Raw genomic sequence first — 14,311 nt, 5'->3', positions numbered from 1 at the left:
TTACCCACTTACTTTACCCACATTTATCTAAACTATTTAAGGAGAGGATCAAGCATGCGAGAGGACAAGTTTACTAAAGAAGGACTAACGTTTGATGATGTTCTTTTGCTTCCTGCCAAGTCGGATGTATTGCCGCGGGACGTATCGCTGGCTACAGAGTTGTCTCCGACTCTGAAGCTGAATATGCCGATTATGAGCGCAGGAATGGACACGGTTACGGAAGCCCCGATGGCGATTGGAATGGCACGTCAAGGCGGATTAGGCGTCATTCACAAAAACATGTCGATCGAAGAACAAGCGGAGCACGTTGATCGTGTGAAGCGTTCAGAGAGCGGCGTCATTACTAATCCTTTTTTCCTGACACCTGAGCACCAGGTTTATGATGCGGAACACCTTATGGGCAAATTCCGTATTTCCGGTGTGCCGATTGTAGACAACGTGGAGGATCAGAAGCTTGTAGGAATCATTACAAACCGTGATTTAAGATTTATGGATGATTACTCTCGTGCAATCAGTGAAGTAATGACGAAGGATAACTTAGTCACAGCCCCTGTCGGCACTACCCTTGATGAAGCCGAAAAGATACTTCAGGAATATAAAATCGAGAAGCTGCCAATGGTAGACAATGAAGGTGTGCTCAAAGGGCTGATCACGATTAAAGATATTGAGAAAGTCATCGAGTTTCCACTGGCTGCTAAAGATGAGCAGGGCCGGCTGCTTGTAGCTGCTGCAGTTGGAGTAACTGCTGATGCGATGACTAGAATCGATAAACTGGTTGAAGCAAACGTGGACGCACTTGTTGTCGACACTGCTCACGGTCATTCTCAAGGAGTTATTGATCAGGTGAAGCGGATCCGTGATAAGTACCCGAACGTTAATATCATTGCTGGAAACGTAGCGACTCCAGAAGCGACGCGCGAGCTGATTGAAGCGGGCGCAGATGTGGTTAAAGTAGGAATTGGACCCGGTTCTATTTGTACGACAAGAGTCGTTGCCGGGGTAGGAGTTCCGCAAATTACAGCTGTTAACGACTGTGCGATGGAAGCTTCTAAACACAATATTCCTGTCATTGCCGACGGCGGCATTAAATATTCAGGAGATATCGTAAAAGCGATAGCTGCCGGAGCTCACGCTGTGATGCTCGGAAGCCTTCTTGCCGGGGTAACAGAAAGCCCGGGAGAAACGGAAATCTTCCAAGGCCGCCGCTTTAAAGTTTACCGCGGCATGGGATCTGTCGGAGCAATGGAATCCGGATCAAAAGACCGTTACTTCCAAAATGAATCTGAGTCGAAGAAGCTTGTCCCTGAAGGAATTGAAGGCCGCATGCCTTATAAAGGACCACTCAGCGACTCCATTCACCAGCTCCTTGGCGGTCTTCGTTCAGGTATGGGCTACTGCGGAACAAAAGGAATTGAAGAACTTCGCAATGACGCCAAGTTCACGAGGATTACAGGTGCCGGCTTAAGAGAAAGCCACCCGCATGATGTGCAGATTACGAAAGAAGCACCAAACTACTCCGTTTGACCCGGGAAATAAACAGTAGACAGGGACTTTTCCCTGTCTATTTTTTTATGGAGCCATATGGTAGAATAACAAAGATGCATATTATATTCCGTGGAGGTTGAGAGATTTGAAACAAAGATTACGCGCATCGTGGGCCTTGGGGATGGCCTTTGTTTTATGCATGATAACGGTTTTTGGAAGTCCTGAAACTACATATGCGAAAACCGTAGAGATCAAAGCAGATTCTGCTATTCTAGTAGATGCTGATTCAGGCAAAATTTTGTACGAGAAAGATTCTGATTTAACATTACCTCCAGCAAGTATGGCGAAGATGATGACGGAATATCTCGTATTAGAAGCGATCGAATCAGGAGATATTACCTGGGAAACTACAACTCAAATAAGTGATTATCCATATAGCATATCAGCGAATGCTTCTTTTTCCGGAGTAGGTTTAACGCAGGGTCAGGATTATACGGTACGTGAGTTATATGAAGCAATGGCGATTAATTCCGATAACGCTACTTCTATAGCATTAGCAGAATTAATCGCAGGTTCTGAAAGCGAATTTGTTAAAATGATGAATGAAAAAGCAGAAGAGCTCGGTATGCCGGATTACCAATTCGTGAACGCTACAGGTCTTGAAAACAGAGACCTGGATGGGAATCATCCGGAAGGTACCGATCCCGACGGAACCAACTTGCTGTCTGCGCGTTCAGCAGCAATCTTAGCTTATCACCTCGTCAATGACTATCCAGAAGCCCTGGAAATCTCATCAATTACGGACACTACTTTTGATGGACAGACAATTATTAACTACAACTGGATGCTTCCAGAGATGCCTGGTTATTTAGCTCAGTTCGGTTATGAAGGCCTGGATGGATTAAAGACGGGCTTTACTGATTTAGCCGGCTACTGCTTTACAGGTACAGCCGAGCGTGACGGCCAGCGCCTCATCTCTGTAGTGATGAAGACAGAAAGTGAAGAAGCACGTTTTGAAGAAACTAAAAAACTTCTCAATTACGGTTTTGAGCAATTTGAACAAAAAGAATTGTTTTCTGCGGGCCATCAAGTTGACCAAAACTCAACAGTAGAGGTTTCTAAAGGAAAAGAATCCACGGTAGAGCTGGAAACAGCTGCTCCCATTACGGCTCCAGTTAAAAAAGGCGAAGAAGATCAATATGAGGTTAAAGTGAATTTATCCGAAAAAGCCTTAGATAAAAACGGTAACCTGGAAGCTCCGTTTGATAAAGGACATAAAGTCGGTACAGCAGAGTTAGTCTATAATGGAGAAGAGTCTTATGATGATCTTCAGACAGGGGAACCCTTACGTACAGAAGTCGATGTCGTAACGACTTCAGGTGTTGAAAAAGCCAACTGGTTTATGCTGACGATCGGCGCCATCGGTGACTTTTTTGGAGATATTTTCAATAATGCCGTAGATATGGTAAACGGCTGGTTCTAAGCTGAAAAAATCCAATGTAGATGGTAGGATTTAGCGCATGAATGAGGTACAATAGATTTTAGGAAAAATGATTGATGGAAATAAAGCTCGACAATATATAAACAACTCAGGGAGGAATTACTCATGTCTCAAACAGGTACTGATCGCGTAAAACGCGGAATGGCAGAAATGCAAAAAGGCGGCGTTATCATGGACGTCGTAAATGCTGAACAAGCAAAAATCGCAGAAGAAGCAGGCGCTGTAGCCGTTATGGCCCTAGAACGAGTTCCATCTGATATTCGTGCTGCCGGCGGAGTTGCCCGTATGGCAGATCCAACGATTGTAGAAGAAGTAATGAATGCTGTTTCCATCCCAGTTATGGCTAAAGCACGTATCGGCCACATTACAGAAGCCCGTGTTTTAGAATCTATGGGTGTAGACTATATCGATGAGAGTGAAGTACTGACTCCAGCTGATGAAATCTATCACATTAAAAAAGATGAATATACAGTTCCATTCGTATGCGGCTGCCGTAACTTAGGCGAAGCAACCCGCCGTATCCGTGAAGGTGCGTCTATGCTCCGTACAAAAGGTGAACCAGGTACAGGCAACATCGTAGAAGCCGTAAGCCACATGCGTCAGGTGCAATCTCAAATCCGTCAGCTTCAAAGCATGTCTGAAGATGAAGTTATGGTATATGCTAAAGAAAATGGCGCACCATTTGATCTTCTGCTTGAAATTCGTGAAGAAGGACGTCTTCCAGTCGTAAACTTCGCAGCAGGCGGAATCGCTACACCAGCTGACGCATCCCTAATGATGCAATTAGGAGCTGACGGCGTATTCGTTGGATCCGGTATCTTCAAGTCAGACAACCCAGCAAAATTCGCACGTGCGATTGTTGAAGCGACCACACACTATGATGACTATAAATTAATCGCTGAAATTTCAAAAGGCCTGGGAACAGCTATGAAAGGCATTGAAATGAACACCCTAACTCCAGACCAGCGCATGCAGGACAGATCTCAATAAAGTAGAAAAGCGGAAGTGACCGTTTAGACACGAAACGTATAAGCAAAACGCCAAAGGGAAGTGATCCTCCTTCCCGGCGGAGGGTTGCTTATGCCGCGAGTGTCTGGTCACTGCAGCTGGACACCAAGAAAAGCGGAAGTGACCGTTTAGACACGAAACGCATAAGCAGAACGCCAAAGGGAAGTGATCCTCCTTCCCGGCGGAGGGTTGCTTATGCCGCGAGTGTCTGGTCACTGCAGCTGGACACCAAGAAAAGCGGAAGTGACCAGTTTAGACACGACACGCATAAAAAAAGCGGACCCATCCGCTAATTCAGACAAGCATAAATAAAAGGAGAAATGCATCATGACTACGATTGGCGTTTTGGGACTTCAAGGTGCTTTTCGTGAACATATCCGTTCCGTAGAAGCATCAGGAGCCAAAGGTGTTATCGTCAAAAGAGTGGAACAGCTTGAAGAAGTTGATGGTTTAATCATCCCGGGCGGGGAAAGCACAACCATCCGCCGTTTAATCGATAAATATAATTTCCTTGAGCCGATCCGTCAGTTCGGAAAACAAGGAAAACCTGTTTTCGGAACGTGCGCAGGGCTGATCCTGCTAGCTTCTGAAATCGACGGTTCTTACGATGTTCACTTAGGATTAATGGATATTCGCGTACGCCGCAATGCTTTTGGCCGTCAGCGGGAAAGCTTTGAAGCTCCTCTTGATATTAAAGGAGTCGCCGATCAGTATAATGCAGTCTTTATTCGTGCACCCTATATCGAAGGCGTAGGGGAAAACACAGAAGTGCTTGCGACGTATAATGGGAACATTGTAGCCGCTCAGCAGGGTCATTTGCTGGCATGTTCTTTCCACCCTGAGTTAACAGATGACCATAGAATTACAGAGCATTTTGTAAAAATGGTGGAAATGTCTAAAAAATCCCTTGCATCTTAATCGCAGATCGTCTATATTTATGTGCAAGAACAAATAAGCTAACACGTTGATAGGAAATAGTAGCTATTCTTTCTTTCTAAAGAGAGTCAGTGGCTGGTGTGAACTGATGAAGAAAAGTAGTGAATCCATCCTTGAGTTGTTTGCCTGAACTCTTTTAGTAGGGCAAATCGGTACTCGCCGTTAGGAGTGAAGCCGGGAGATCAAGTATCTCCAACCAGGGTGGTATCGCGGGAATTTATAACCAAGCTCTCGTCCCTTTATTTAATAAGGGGGCGGGGGTTTTTTAATTTTTAGGACCTTTTCAAAGGTTATTGTGGGAAAGGAAATTTGTGAGACTCCTGCGTGAGAAAATGGGCGGGCAAGACCCCGAAGTATGCGGGGAGGCTTAACCGTTCGTCCGCGGAAAGCGAGTGAATTTCCTGCTTACACAACGTAACAAGCCACTTTATTTAAAAGGAGGAAGCTTATATGCTGGATTTAAAATTTTTACGCCAGAATTTTGAAGAAGTAAAACAAAAGCTCCAAAAACGAGGAGAAGATTTATCCGAGCTTGATGCTTTTGAAGAATTGGATGTGAGACGACGGGAGCTTATCCAAGAATCAGAAGAGCTGAAAGCCCGCCGCAATGACGTTTCCAAAGAAATTTCTCAATTGAAAAGGAACAAGCAGGACGCCGATGATAAAATTAAAGAAATGCGTGAAGTAGGGGACCGCATTAAAGAATTAGACGGTGAGCTTAAGCAGGTGGAAGAACGCCTGGATACGATGCTCTTATCCATCCCTAACATTCCAGACGAGAGTGTTCCTGTCGGAGAAGATGAAGACGACAACATTGAAGCCCGCAAGTGGGGAGAGATTCCAGCGTTTGACTTTGAAGCCAAAGCTCACTGGGATGTAGCCGCTGATTTAGATATTGTAGATTTTGAAAGAGCTGCAAAAGTTACTGGAAGCCGTTTTGTCTTTTATAAAGGTTTAGGCGCACGCTTAGAACGCGCTTTACTTAACTTTATGATGGATCTCCACGCGGATGAGCATGGCTATCAGGAAATGCTTCCGCCGCAAATGGTAAACCGTACGTCAATGACAGGTACAGGACAGCTGCCTAAATTCGAAGAGGACGCTTTTAAGATCGAAGACTGGGATTACTTCCTCGTACCGACAGCTGAAGTGCCGGTTACAAACTATCATCGTGAAGAAATATTAAAAGCCGAAGACCTGCCGCAGAAATTCGTAGCCTTCAGCACCAACTTCCGTTCTGAAGCTGGATCTGCAGGACGTGACACTAGAGGGCTGATCCGCCAGCACCAGTTCAATAAAGTAGAGCTTGTACAGCTGGTCAAACCGGAAGACTCTTATGAAGTACTAGAAGCTTTAACAGGACACGCTGAGAAGGTTCTACAGCTGCTTAAACTGCCTTACAGGGTTATGAGTATGTGTACAGGCGATTTAGGCTTCACAGCCGCTAAAAAGTACGATATCGAAGTGTGGATTCCAAGCAATGATACGTACCGCGAAATCAGCTCCTGCTCTAATTTTGAAGATTTCCAGGCGCGCCGGGCAGGCATCCGTTTCCGACGCGAAGAAAAAGGCAAGCCTGAATTCGTCCATACACTCAATGGTTCCGGTCTTGCCATCGGCCGTACTGTTGCAGCCATTTTGGAAAACTACCAGCAGGAAGATGGATCTGTCGTTATTCCTGAAGTCCTTCGTCCCTATATGGGGGGAAAAGAAGTTATTAAATAACTGATAACAAAAGTCCGGGCTTAGGCTCGGGCTTTTTCTTTGTGTATCAAAGGTTGGTTCCGTTTGTTTTAATGTATAGAGCCGGGCCGGGGGAACAACTCGCTTTCCATGGGCGAACGGTGAGCTTCCTCGGGCTTTTAGCCCTCCGGGATCTCACCCTGTTCTTTCCTCCCATAGGAGTCTCGCCGTTTCCCCCGGCCCTTTACGGTATTAAGAATGGAACTTTAAGAAGAGTACTAAATTCATTATCTTTACCAAAAGTTTTAGCGTTGCGTTTCCACTACAAAAAGGTAAGGGGCTTAAGAAATGGCGGGACTCCTGCAGGGAGATGGAGCAAAGGTGGGATCCGCGAGTGGAACGATCTAGCTCACCTGCTCCCCGCTTCACTTCTAAATAAACGCAACAGTCCATTATTTTTTGAGCAAAAGAAAAATCACAAAAAAATCGACAAAATTATTGACGAATAAATCTGACCATGATATATTATCTATTGTCGGTCACACGGAGGAGTACCCAAGTCCGGCTGAAGGGAGCGGTCTTGAAAACCGCCAGGGGCTTCACGGCCCGCGGGGGTTCGAATCCCTCCTCCTCCGCCATTTAATCTTTTTAAATGAACGCGCATAATAATTGGAGATTATAGAACACGAAACCGCTGCTTAATGCAGCGGTTTTTTCTATACAAAAGGCTCTGTAATATACAGAAAAAGCAAGCGGGGCTCATGGGCGGGCAAGCCCGTGAAGCGTGGTTTTTTCAATGAGGATCCCTTTTTCATGAAGGTCCATATTAACAATTAACAGAGTCATGCAAAAAAAAGTCCCCTCTGGACAAAAACCAGAGGGGACTTTTATTAAGTTAAAAGACGGCTTGACCGCCATTTGCGGGACTGCTGGATAAAGTGTCCGATCTTCTGTAAGATCGGCTCTATGCTCGCTTCATCGTTAAGCAGATCATAATCTGCAATGTTTAAGCGAAGCACAGGGCAGGAATTGAAATTATCAATCCAGTTGTCATAACGGTTGTACATCTCTTTCCAATAATCAATTGGCGTCTGCTGCTCCATCGCGCGTCCACGTTCCTGGATACGTTCGATGATATCATCAAACGAGCCTTCCAAATAGATTAGTAAATCAGGATGGGGGAAATAAGGTGTCATCACCATAGCATCAAAAAGGTTGGTGTACGTATTATAGTCCGTTTCAGACATCGTGCCTTTTTCATAGTGCATTTTTGCGAAAATGCCTGTATCCTCGTAAATCGAACGGTCCTGGACAAAGCCTCCGCCATACTCAAAGATTTTCTTCTGCTCTTTAAAACGTTCTGCTAAGAAGTAAATCTGAAGGTGAAAGCTCCAGCGTTCAAAGTCGTTATAAAATTTATCTAAATACGGATTCGTCTCTACTTTTTCTAAAGATGTTCTAAAGTTAAGGGCATTTGCCAGTGAGTGGGTCATAGTAGACTTTCCAACTCCTACTGTGCCCGCGATCGTGATTACACTGTCATGCGGGATGCCGTGGCGTTCTCTTGCGTTCATTTGATGACTTCTCCTTTATTTAAATGATCTCTTACTTGTGACATGATATAATCTAAATCCTGCTGATGCCTGACAAAGTCCAGTTCATCTCCATTGATGCGGACAACAGGGATCTCCGGGTGAGCCGCTTCAAAATGGCTCATGAAATCCTCATAGTCCTGGGACAGCTGCTCCAAATACGAAGGCTGAATGTTCTCTTCCACTTCTCGATTGCGCATCCGGATGCGTTCAAGCAGTGTATCAAGACTGGCCTGCAGGTATACTACAATATTTGGCTTTGGCATATCACGGGTAAGAATATCAAAGATCTGCGAATATTTATCAAATTGATCCTGCCTCAGCGTCCGGCGGGCAAAGATCATATTTTTAGAGATATGGTAATCAGCAACGACAGGCTTGCCTTGCTTTAAGTAATATTGATCAATGTCTTCCAGCTGTTTCACACGGTTACACAGGAAGAACATTTCCGTCTGAAAACTCCATTCATCAATATTCTCATAAAATTTGCCTAAAAACGGGTTCTCCTCAACGATTTCCTTTAGCAGATGAAAATCAAACTGGGAGGCAAGCTTTTTAGACAGAGACGTTTTACCCACTCCAATTGGTCCTTCTACGGCAATAAAAGGTAATGGTCCCATCTCTTCTCCTCCTTACAGGTTAAAACAAAATTCGATTCCTTTTGACAGACAGATACCATTTTACCACACCGGGGATAAGGAAGTAACAGATCGACCGGGATTTTTGAAGGAAAATTCCTTTTCAAGCGGCGGCAAATTTTGTATAATATGATTCATGTGCCCCCGTAGCTCAGGGGATAGAGCATCGGTTTCCTAAACCGTGTGTCGCAGGTTCGAATCCTGCCGGGGGCGTTACCTAAAATGGGAAATCAAAAGAACACTCGCCTTATTAATAAAATGGCGGGTGTTTTTTATTTGTCCATAGATCCCCCAATTAAGAGAAAGAGATAATATGGAAAATGAAGTCAGGAAAAATTTCCTCACCACAAGATGAACGCCATCACGTCCCATAGATTTCTTCGTATTCTACTACTATAGGAAGAGTGCCATTTCCTCGTCCTACTTCTTTCTTGCAGCAGGGAGGTGTTTCCTGTGGAAAATGAGTTAATGAACCAAGTGTTATTGTTTGCAACCTTAATTAGTCCCTTTGCTGTGGGGCTGGTTGAAGTCTTGAAAAGGACAATAGATCTTCCAAAGAACTATATTCCGCTGATCAGCTTAGCGACAGGGCTGGTGCTCGGGGCTTTAGCCTATCCACTGACTGATATGGAACTCATGCTGCGTTTATGGGCGGGAGCCGGGGCCGGATTATCTGGCACGGGCCTTTTTGAAATTGTGAATCGTAGGGAAGGGTATACGAAATCTTCTAAAAAAGAGAAGTAAACCTAACGATCCGACTCTTTCTATTTTATTAAGCTGAACTTCTGGTTCAGCTTTTTTTATATCAGTATGGAAATAGACCCGCTCGCTTTTAAGCGGACGAACGCCTGAGCCTTATCGCCAAACCCACACTAGGGGGTCTCTATTTCGCTTACCATTCTAAAGAATGTCGTCTCACAAGCCTTTATATTAAGTAAATAATGATAGTTAATTCTCTATCTTCCCCAGGTAAACTATAAAAACATAAGAAAATCCCTCACCATCAATAGGCAAGGGATTATTCATTCTTTAGTGTTTTCGTGACACCCCACACTTTATCGTAATCCTCGTAATCATTAACAGCTATATCTAGATCATGAAAATAACGATGGAGCTGAATAACTTTTTCTCTAAAGTCAGGTGTAGTAGTTAAGGAAGCTGCTAATTCATTGATTGACTGAATGTCTTCGGTGTTGATCTGATCGGTAGAATGGCTTTTTAAATATCGCTGAATCAGATCAGCGAACTCCAAATGCAAGTCTTCATCCAAGCCTTCGTCTCTTCCCCAGCCTAATGTTTGATTATAAAAATTATGGGCTTCGGCTACAAATTCCTGGACTGATCCTTCAAAACTCATTTCTTTGGTCTCTGAATTACCTTCACCATGAGATGTGTTTTCTGATTTGAAAGTTTCTTCGATCTTCTGGAGGCTGGCTTCTTCGCTTCTATCATTTGTATATTTCATAATAGAGAAAACCGCGGTCCCTATTAACAGAAGGACAATTATAATAACACCTATTGACCATTTCCATACAGTGCTCAATTGATTTCCTCCTTTATAATAGAAACTGGTTGTACGTTTTCATTAATTTGATCTTTATCTTCGTCATAATAGATATCGGCTACAAATAAATAAGCGACAACAAGACCAATGAGTATCATAACAATGGAAAGAGCGATTACTAACCATTGAATAGTCTTTTTTATGTAGGTCTTCTTCACCCGGGACACCTCCGACAAATCAACCTGCCTTCTATAAGAGTAACGAATACACAAGTTATTATCAATACTTTCCAAAACAGGAAGACTTATACACCAAGCCTTCCGTTGTGAATAGGCAATATCCGGTCTCCCAGTTTTTCGGCTTCCTGTTTATCATGGGTGACCAATATGACGGGTATGTTCCAGGAGGAAGTAACGGTAAGCAAAGCATGATGTGAATCTTCTTTCGTCTGCTCATCTAAAGAAGAAAAAGGCTCATCCAGAAGCAAAACACTGGGCTGAGCAGCTAAACAGCGGGCTAAGGCCACTCTTTGTTTCTCTCCTCCAGATATTTCATGGGGGTATTTTAAGGAAAGGTGGCTGATTTTAAGAGAATACATCAATTCTTCTGCAAGTTTAGTATCTTCAGTGCCGAATAAAATGTTTTTTTGTACTTTCATATGAGGAAATAAAGCATAGTCCTGAAATACATAGCCTGTTTTTCTGTGTTGTATGGGAACGTTCACTTTCTTATTTTTATAAAGAGCTCTTCCATCCAGAGTGATTTCCCCATTGTCCGGAGAGGTTAGACCGGCAATGATGTTCAATATCGTTGTCTTCCCCGAACCGGAAGGGCCGAATAAGACTACGGTTTCATTACGTGCCTGGAAGGAAACATCCAATATAAAATTAGACAGCTTCTTTTGAATCGATACATTCAGCATAATCGTCTTCCTTTACTTATTATTTCCCTGGAAATAAAATACGTTTTTCTTGCTCCACCAGTTGAGCCATAATATCGAACTGAAACCGAGCGCCACGATAATGATCACCCACAGCCTGGCATCGTCCATTCGACCTGATTCAACAGCAAAGTAAATCGCCAGAGGAATCGTGTCTGTTTTTCCAGGAATATATCCTGCTATCATAAGAGTCGCCCCGAATTCCCCTAAAGCACGTGCGAAGGTGAGGACGGTTCCAGCCAAAAGGCCTGGCCACGCTAACGGAAAGGATACTTTAAAAAACACTTTCCACTTGGAAGCCCCTAACGTGTAGGCGGCTTTTTCAACCATAGGATCATATGTCTGAAAGGCCGCTGTGGCACTCTGATACATAAGCGGAAACGAAACAACGATCGCCGCTATTACCGCTCCAAGCCATGAAAAAACAGTCTGTATACCGAACCATTCCATCAGTAAACTTCCGATAGGACCGTTGTTCCCAAATAAATAGAGCAGGCCAAAACCAACAACGGTCGGCGGCAAAACCATAGGAAGTAAAATGACTGATTCGACAATACTTTTCCCGGGAAATGATTGCCGCGAGATAAGCCTTGCAAGCAGGATTCCGATGATAAAAACGATTAGTGTAGCTATTCCTGCAGTTTGTAAAGACAGAATTAAAGGTGATAAGTTCATAGAAATCGTTCCATTCTTTTATTGATAAAAGCCGTAAGTCCGTAAAATATCCTGGGCTTCCTCACTGTTTAGGTAATCGACAAATTTCTCAGCTTCTTCCGGATGGCTGCTTGACGTTGTGATCGCCGCTGGATAGATAATCGGATCGTGAATTTCTTCACTAACCTCTGCTAAAACTTCGACTTGATCTGAAATCTTGGCATCACTTTGATAAACTATTCCATAATCCGCGTTCCCTGAAGCGACGTAAGTAACCGTCTGGCGGGCATCATTAGAATAAACAAAATGACCGTTCCATGCTTCCCATTTTCCGATGGATTGTATGGACTGCTTCGCGTATCGGCCGATAGGGGCGCTCTCTGGTTCGCCAATCGCTATTTGATCATTTGGACCAAGCTGTAAATTTTCTAAAGCAGATACGTTTGCTTGTTTTTCTTTTGGTGCAATAAGAACGAGCTTATTTCCTGCTATATTGTTTAGGCTGTCTGCTTTAATATGCTCATTCTTTAGCAGCCAGTCTGTCCACCGTTCGTTAGCGGAAATATAAATATCGACAGGCGCTCCCCGGTGGATTTGCTGTGCCAGTTTGCCAGAACTGCTAGTATTGAGGGAAAACGACAAATCAGAATCCTTTTCTTCATATGTATTTATGATCTCTTCCATCGCTTCCTGAAGACTCGAAGCTGCGGAAATAGTGAGATTCACTTCAGCCTTTTGCTCGTTGGACGTGGAACACGCAGTAAGTATGAACAAGAAAATGAAACATAAAGGGAAAGTTTTCGTAAACATAATAGATGCTCCTAATAATGGGTTACATCAAATTATATGGGTCTCTGACTTTTTAGTAAAATAATAACAAGGTGAGGTAGCCTTCTATGAAACTACAAATTATTATCAGCTTAATTTTAGCATTTATATTAACGCAGGCGCCGATTGTTGGAAAATACTTCGCAATGGTCAATACGATGATTCATGAAACGGGCCATTCGCTTATGGCGTTAATTACCGGTGGAAATGTGAAGAATATCTCTCTATTTCCTAACACTTCCGGAGTGACGATGACTGGGCACTCCTCGTGGGGGAGCCAGTTCTTAACCAGTTTGTCCGGCTATTTATTCGCTTCTTTTATGAGCTATTTATTTTTTTATCTGATTACTAAAGGGAACTATCGCTGGATGGTTTATCTTTTGCTCGGCTTTTTAGTAATTAACTTGATCTTCTGGGTGAGAAACGGATACGGGATTTTTTGGATCATTACGTTTGGAGCAGCGTTTATTTGGCTGTTACGCTCCGGAAATCAGACATTGATTCAATACGTGCTCGTATTTATCGCTTCCCTTGTACTGATCGAAGCGGTAACCAGCGCATTTGAAATTATGTGGCTGAGCTTCTTCTCTCCACACCAGGCCGGTGACGCAGCGAACCTGGCCCGATTAACCGGTTTTATCCCTGCTTTACTGTGGGGTGTGTTATTTTTTGTCCAGGCCCTTTATTTTGCCTGGATTTCCCTGCAAAGAGTTTTTCTCGTGTAGAAATTATTTTTCATCGGAAAAAATCCGCTATAGCCCTTACTTTCATTTAGTTCCTACATATTGTAGTAAAGAAAGTTATGAGAGGGGGTTAGATGATGAGCGGTGGATACGGCGGAGGTTTCGCCTTACTAGTTGTTTTGTTCATTTTGTTGATTATCATCGGTGCGGCATACGTAGGCGGTGGCTACGGATTTTAGAAAGCGGGGAATTCTCCTCGCTTTTTATTTTGTACATAATAAAGTTTTACTCAAGATAATAAGGGTATATAGAAAACAGACGAATTGTGAGACTTTTGGAGGGGACAAGATGAATTTAAAGGAAAGACTTGTAAGCCATGGATATGATAATATTGATATTTTATTAATTGATGAGGAGAAGAACCAGGAGACGGTGCCAGGTATCTCCCTCAATAAAGTAACAGATTTAGAGTATAAGCTTTATCTGGAGCCGGACTCCTTAAAGTATGATCTCGATAAGGACAATCCTTATTTTACGGCCCGGCAGAAAAGTGAAGAAGGGGCTTCAAAAGAAGTCAAAGGGTTTATATTGGAATGGTAAAAAGTCTCTTTCTTAAAAGAGGCTTTTTTTTATTACTTCTTGTTCCTCTTTCTTCTTTCTCTGCGATCAGCCCAGCCTCCTACCATCAGCAGGATTCCAGAGACGAAGAGCATGGCGGCAACCATTGGATTGCTGATCGTTACAGCCAGTATAAGAGCGGCGATTATGTTCGCGATCCCTACTGCCCCTAAGATATAAAACATTTGATTTTCTTTTTTCATAGGCTGTACCTCCTTTTTGTTAATTATAACGAAAGCGC

17 protein-coding genes, 2 tRNA genes and 1 other annotated feature are annotated in these 14,311 nt (G+C 43.4%); of the genes, 11 read left to right on the top strand and 8 right to left on the bottom strand.

Annotation, left to right across the window (positions count from 1 at the left end; translation table 11 throughout):
* Nucleotides 1–54 precede the first annotated feature (54 nt).
* From guaB to HUS26_RS16110, 6 genes are all read left to right on the top strand, one after another.
* Entirely contained in the window at nucleotides 55–1,524 is a 1,470-nt protein-coding gene (gene guaB / locus HUS26_RS16135; RefSeq protein WP_173918067.1) for an IMP dehydrogenase, read from the top strand.
* Nucleotides 1,525–1,630: 106 nt separating this feature from the next.
* Nucleotides 1,631–2,968 (top strand): D-alanyl-D-alanine carboxypeptidase family protein, encoded by a 1,338-nt coding sequence (locus tag HUS26_RS16130; protein ID WP_371809605.1) that lies wholly within the window; start codon nucleotides 1,631–1,633, stop codon nucleotides 2,966–2,968.
* Between the two features lie 123 nt (nucleotides 2,969–3,091).
* Nucleotides 3,092–3,976, top strand: a complete 885-nt coding sequence (gene pdxS, locus HUS26_RS16125) for a pyridoxal 5'-phosphate synthase lyase subunit PdxS (RefSeq protein ID WP_173918066.1) — start codon at nucleotides 3,092–3,094, stop codon at nucleotides 3,974–3,976.
* 345 nt (nucleotides 3,977–4,321) lie between these two features.
* Nucleotides 4,322–4,912 (top strand): pyridoxal 5'-phosphate synthase glutaminase subunit PdxT, encoded by a 591-nt coding sequence (gene pdxT / locus HUS26_RS16120; RefSeq protein WP_173918065.1) that lies wholly within the window; start codon nucleotides 4,322–4,324, stop codon nucleotides 4,910–4,912.
* 37 nt (nucleotides 4,913–4,949) lie between these two features.
* Nucleotides 4,950–5,172: a binding site (T-box leader), on the top strand.
* A 208-nt stretch (nucleotides 5,173–5,380) separates the two neighbouring features.
* Complete coding sequence (gene serS, locus HUS26_RS16115; RefSeq protein ID WP_173918064.1) at nucleotides 5,381–6,655, top strand: serine--tRNA ligase; 1,275 nt, start codon at nucleotides 5,381–5,383, stop codon at nucleotides 6,653–6,655.
* A 503-nt stretch (nucleotides 6,656–7,158) separates the two neighbouring features.
* Nucleotides 7,159–7,251: transfer RNA gene (locus HUS26_RS16110), tRNA-Ser, on the top strand.
* A 252-nt stretch (nucleotides 7,252–7,503) separates the two neighbouring features.
* Here the strand turns inward: HUS26_RS16110 and HUS26_RS16105 are convergent.
* Nucleotides 7,504–8,187 (bottom strand): deoxynucleoside kinase, encoded by a 684-nt coding sequence (locus HUS26_RS16105; RefSeq protein ID WP_173918063.1) that lies wholly within the window; start codon nucleotides 8,185–8,187, stop codon nucleotides 7,504–7,506.
* Nucleotides 8,184–8,825: a deoxynucleoside kinase gene (locus tag HUS26_RS16100; RefSeq protein WP_173918062.1), complete on the bottom strand. Its 642-nt coding sequence runs from the start codon at nucleotides 8,823–8,825 to the stop codon at nucleotides 8,184–8,186. Before HUS26_RS16100 ends, HUS26_RS16105 begins: the two co-directional genes overlap by 4 nt.
* 158 nt (nucleotides 8,826–8,983) lie before the next feature.
* On the opposite strand from HUS26_RS16100, the gene HUS26_RS16095 reads away from it, so the two are divergent.
* Nucleotides 8,984–9,056: transfer RNA gene (locus HUS26_RS16095), tRNA-Arg, on the top strand.
* A gap of 255 nt (nucleotides 9,057–9,311) precedes the next feature.
* Entirely contained in the window at nucleotides 9,312–9,587 is a 276-nt protein-coding gene (locus HUS26_RS16090) for a holin (protein ID WP_173918882.1), read from the top strand.
* Between the two features lie 274 nt (nucleotides 9,588–9,861).
* On the opposite strand, the gene HUS26_RS16085 is transcribed toward HUS26_RS16090, so the two are convergent.
* The 5 genes from HUS26_RS16085 to modA form a co-directional block, all read right to left on the bottom strand.
* Complete coding sequence (locus HUS26_RS16085) at nucleotides 9,862–10,386, bottom strand: hypothetical protein (RefSeq protein ID WP_173918061.1); 525 nt, start codon at nucleotides 10,384–10,386, stop codon at nucleotides 9,862–9,864.
* Nucleotides 10,383–10,565: a hypothetical protein gene (locus HUS26_RS16080; protein ID WP_173918060.1), complete on the bottom strand. Its 183-nt coding sequence runs from the start codon at nucleotides 10,563–10,565 to the stop codon at nucleotides 10,383–10,385. The genes HUS26_RS16085 and HUS26_RS16080 overlap by 4 nt, the downstream gene beginning before the upstream one ends.
* A gap of 86 nt (nucleotides 10,566–10,651) precedes the next feature.
* Nucleotides 10,652–11,269 carry an ATP-binding cassette domain-containing protein gene (locus tag HUS26_RS16075; protein ID WP_173918059.1) on the bottom strand — a complete coding sequence of 206 codons (618 nt, stop codon included), beginning with the start codon at nucleotides 11,267–11,269 and terminating at the stop codon, nucleotides 10,652–10,654.
* 12 nt (nucleotides 11,270–11,281) lie between these two features.
* Entirely contained in the window at nucleotides 11,282–11,962 is a 681-nt protein-coding gene (gene modB / locus HUS26_RS16070) for a molybdate ABC transporter permease subunit (protein ID WP_173918058.1), read from the bottom strand.
* Nucleotides 11,963–11,980: 18 nt separating this feature from the next.
* Nucleotides 11,981–12,751: a molybdate ABC transporter substrate-binding protein gene (gene modA, locus HUS26_RS16065; RefSeq protein WP_173918057.1), complete on the bottom strand. Its 771-nt coding sequence runs from the start codon at nucleotides 12,749–12,751 to the stop codon at nucleotides 11,981–11,983.
* Nucleotides 12,752–12,837: 86 nt separating this feature from the next.
* On the opposite strand from modA, the gene HUS26_RS16060 reads away from it, so the two are divergent.
* The 3 genes from HUS26_RS16060 (at nucleotide 12,838) to HUS26_RS16050 (ending at nucleotide 14,052) form a co-directional block, all read left to right on the top strand.
* Nucleotides 12,838–13,494, top strand: a complete 657-nt coding sequence (locus HUS26_RS16060; protein WP_173918056.1) for a M50 family metallopeptidase — start codon at nucleotides 12,838–12,840, stop codon at nucleotides 13,492–13,494.
* 95 nt (nucleotides 13,495–13,589) lie between these two features.
* Nucleotides 13,590–13,691 (top strand): YjcZ family sporulation protein, encoded by a 102-nt coding sequence (locus tag HUS26_RS16055; protein WP_173918055.1) that lies wholly within the window; start codon nucleotides 13,590–13,592, stop codon nucleotides 13,689–13,691.
* Nucleotides 13,692–13,800: 109 nt separating this feature from the next.
* The gene (locus tag HUS26_RS16050) at nucleotides 13,801–14,052 is read left to right on the top strand and encodes a hypothetical protein (RefSeq protein ID WP_173918054.1); all 252 of its coding nucleotides are present in this window, start codon (nucleotides 13,801–13,803) and stop codon (nucleotides 14,050–14,052) included.
* 32 nt (nucleotides 14,053–14,084) lie between these two features.
* Here the strand turns inward: HUS26_RS16050 and HUS26_RS16045 are convergent, their stop codons facing one another.
* Entirely contained in the window at nucleotides 14,085–14,273 is a 189-nt protein-coding gene (locus HUS26_RS16045; protein WP_173918053.1) for a hypothetical protein, read from the bottom strand.
* Nucleotides 14,274–14,311: the final 38 nt, after the last annotated feature.

The sequence above is a fragment of the Halobacillus sp. Marseille-Q1614 genome (assembly GCF_902809865.1).
Classification (GTDB): Bacteria; Bacillota; Bacilli; order Bacillales; family Halobacillaceae; genus Halobacillus_A.
The sequence above is the reverse complement of the archived record's forward strand: the minus strand, read 5'-3'. Positions and strand labels throughout refer to the sequence as shown.

Excerpts from the sequence above, each read along its gene's own strand:
- HUS26_RS16100 (WP_173918062.1), bottom strand. The coding sequence starts at position 8,825 with ATGGGACCATTACCTTTTATTGCCGTAGAAGGACCAATTGGAGTGGGT.
- HUS26_RS16060 (WP_173918056.1), top strand. The coding sequence starts at position 12,838 with ATGAAACTACAAATTATTATCAGCTTAATTTTAGCATTTATATTAACG.
- serS (WP_173918064.1), top strand. The coding sequence starts at position 5,381 with ATGCTGGATTTAAAATTTTTACGCCAGAATTTTGAAGAAGTAAAACAA.
- HUS26_RS16045 (WP_173918053.1), bottom strand. The coding sequence starts at position 14,273 with ATGAAAAAAGAAAATCAAATGTTTTATATCTTAGGGGCAGTAGGGATC.
- HUS26_RS16105 (WP_173918063.1), bottom strand. The coding sequence starts at position 8,187 with ATGAACGCAAGAGAACGCCACGGCATCCCGCATGACAGTGTAATCACG.
- pdxT (WP_173918065.1), top strand. The coding sequence starts at position 4,322 with ATGACTACGATTGGCGTTTTGGGACTTCAAGGTGCTTTTCGTGAACAT.
- HUS26_RS16055 (WP_173918055.1), top strand. The coding sequence starts at position 13,590 with ATGAGCGGTGGATACGGCGGAGGTTTCGCCTTACTAGTTGTTTTGTTC.
- modB (WP_173918058.1), bottom strand. The coding sequence starts at position 11,962 with ATGAACTTATCACCTTTAATTCTGTCTTTACAAACTGCAGGAATAGCT.
- HUS26_RS16050 (WP_173918054.1), top strand. The coding sequence starts at position 13,801 with ATGAATTTAAAGGAAAGACTTGTAAGCCATGGATATGATAATATTGAT.
- HUS26_RS16075 (WP_173918059.1), bottom strand. The coding sequence starts at position 11,269 with ATGCTGAATGTATCGATTCAAAAGAAGCTGTCTAATTTTATATTGGAT.
- HUS26_RS16090 (WP_173918882.1), top strand. The coding sequence starts at position 9,312 with ATGAACCAAGTGTTATTGTTTGCAACCTTAATTAGTCCCTTTGCTGTG.
- guaB (WP_173918067.1), top strand. The coding sequence starts at position 55 with ATGCGAGAGGACAAGTTTACTAAAGAAGGACTAACGTTTGATGATGTT.
- pdxS (WP_173918066.1), top strand. The coding sequence starts at position 3,092 with ATGTCTCAAACAGGTACTGATCGCGTAAAACGCGGAATGGCAGAAATG.
- modA (WP_173918057.1), bottom strand. The coding sequence starts at position 12,751 with ATGTTTACGAAAACTTTCCCTTTATGTTTCATTTTCTTGTTCATACTT.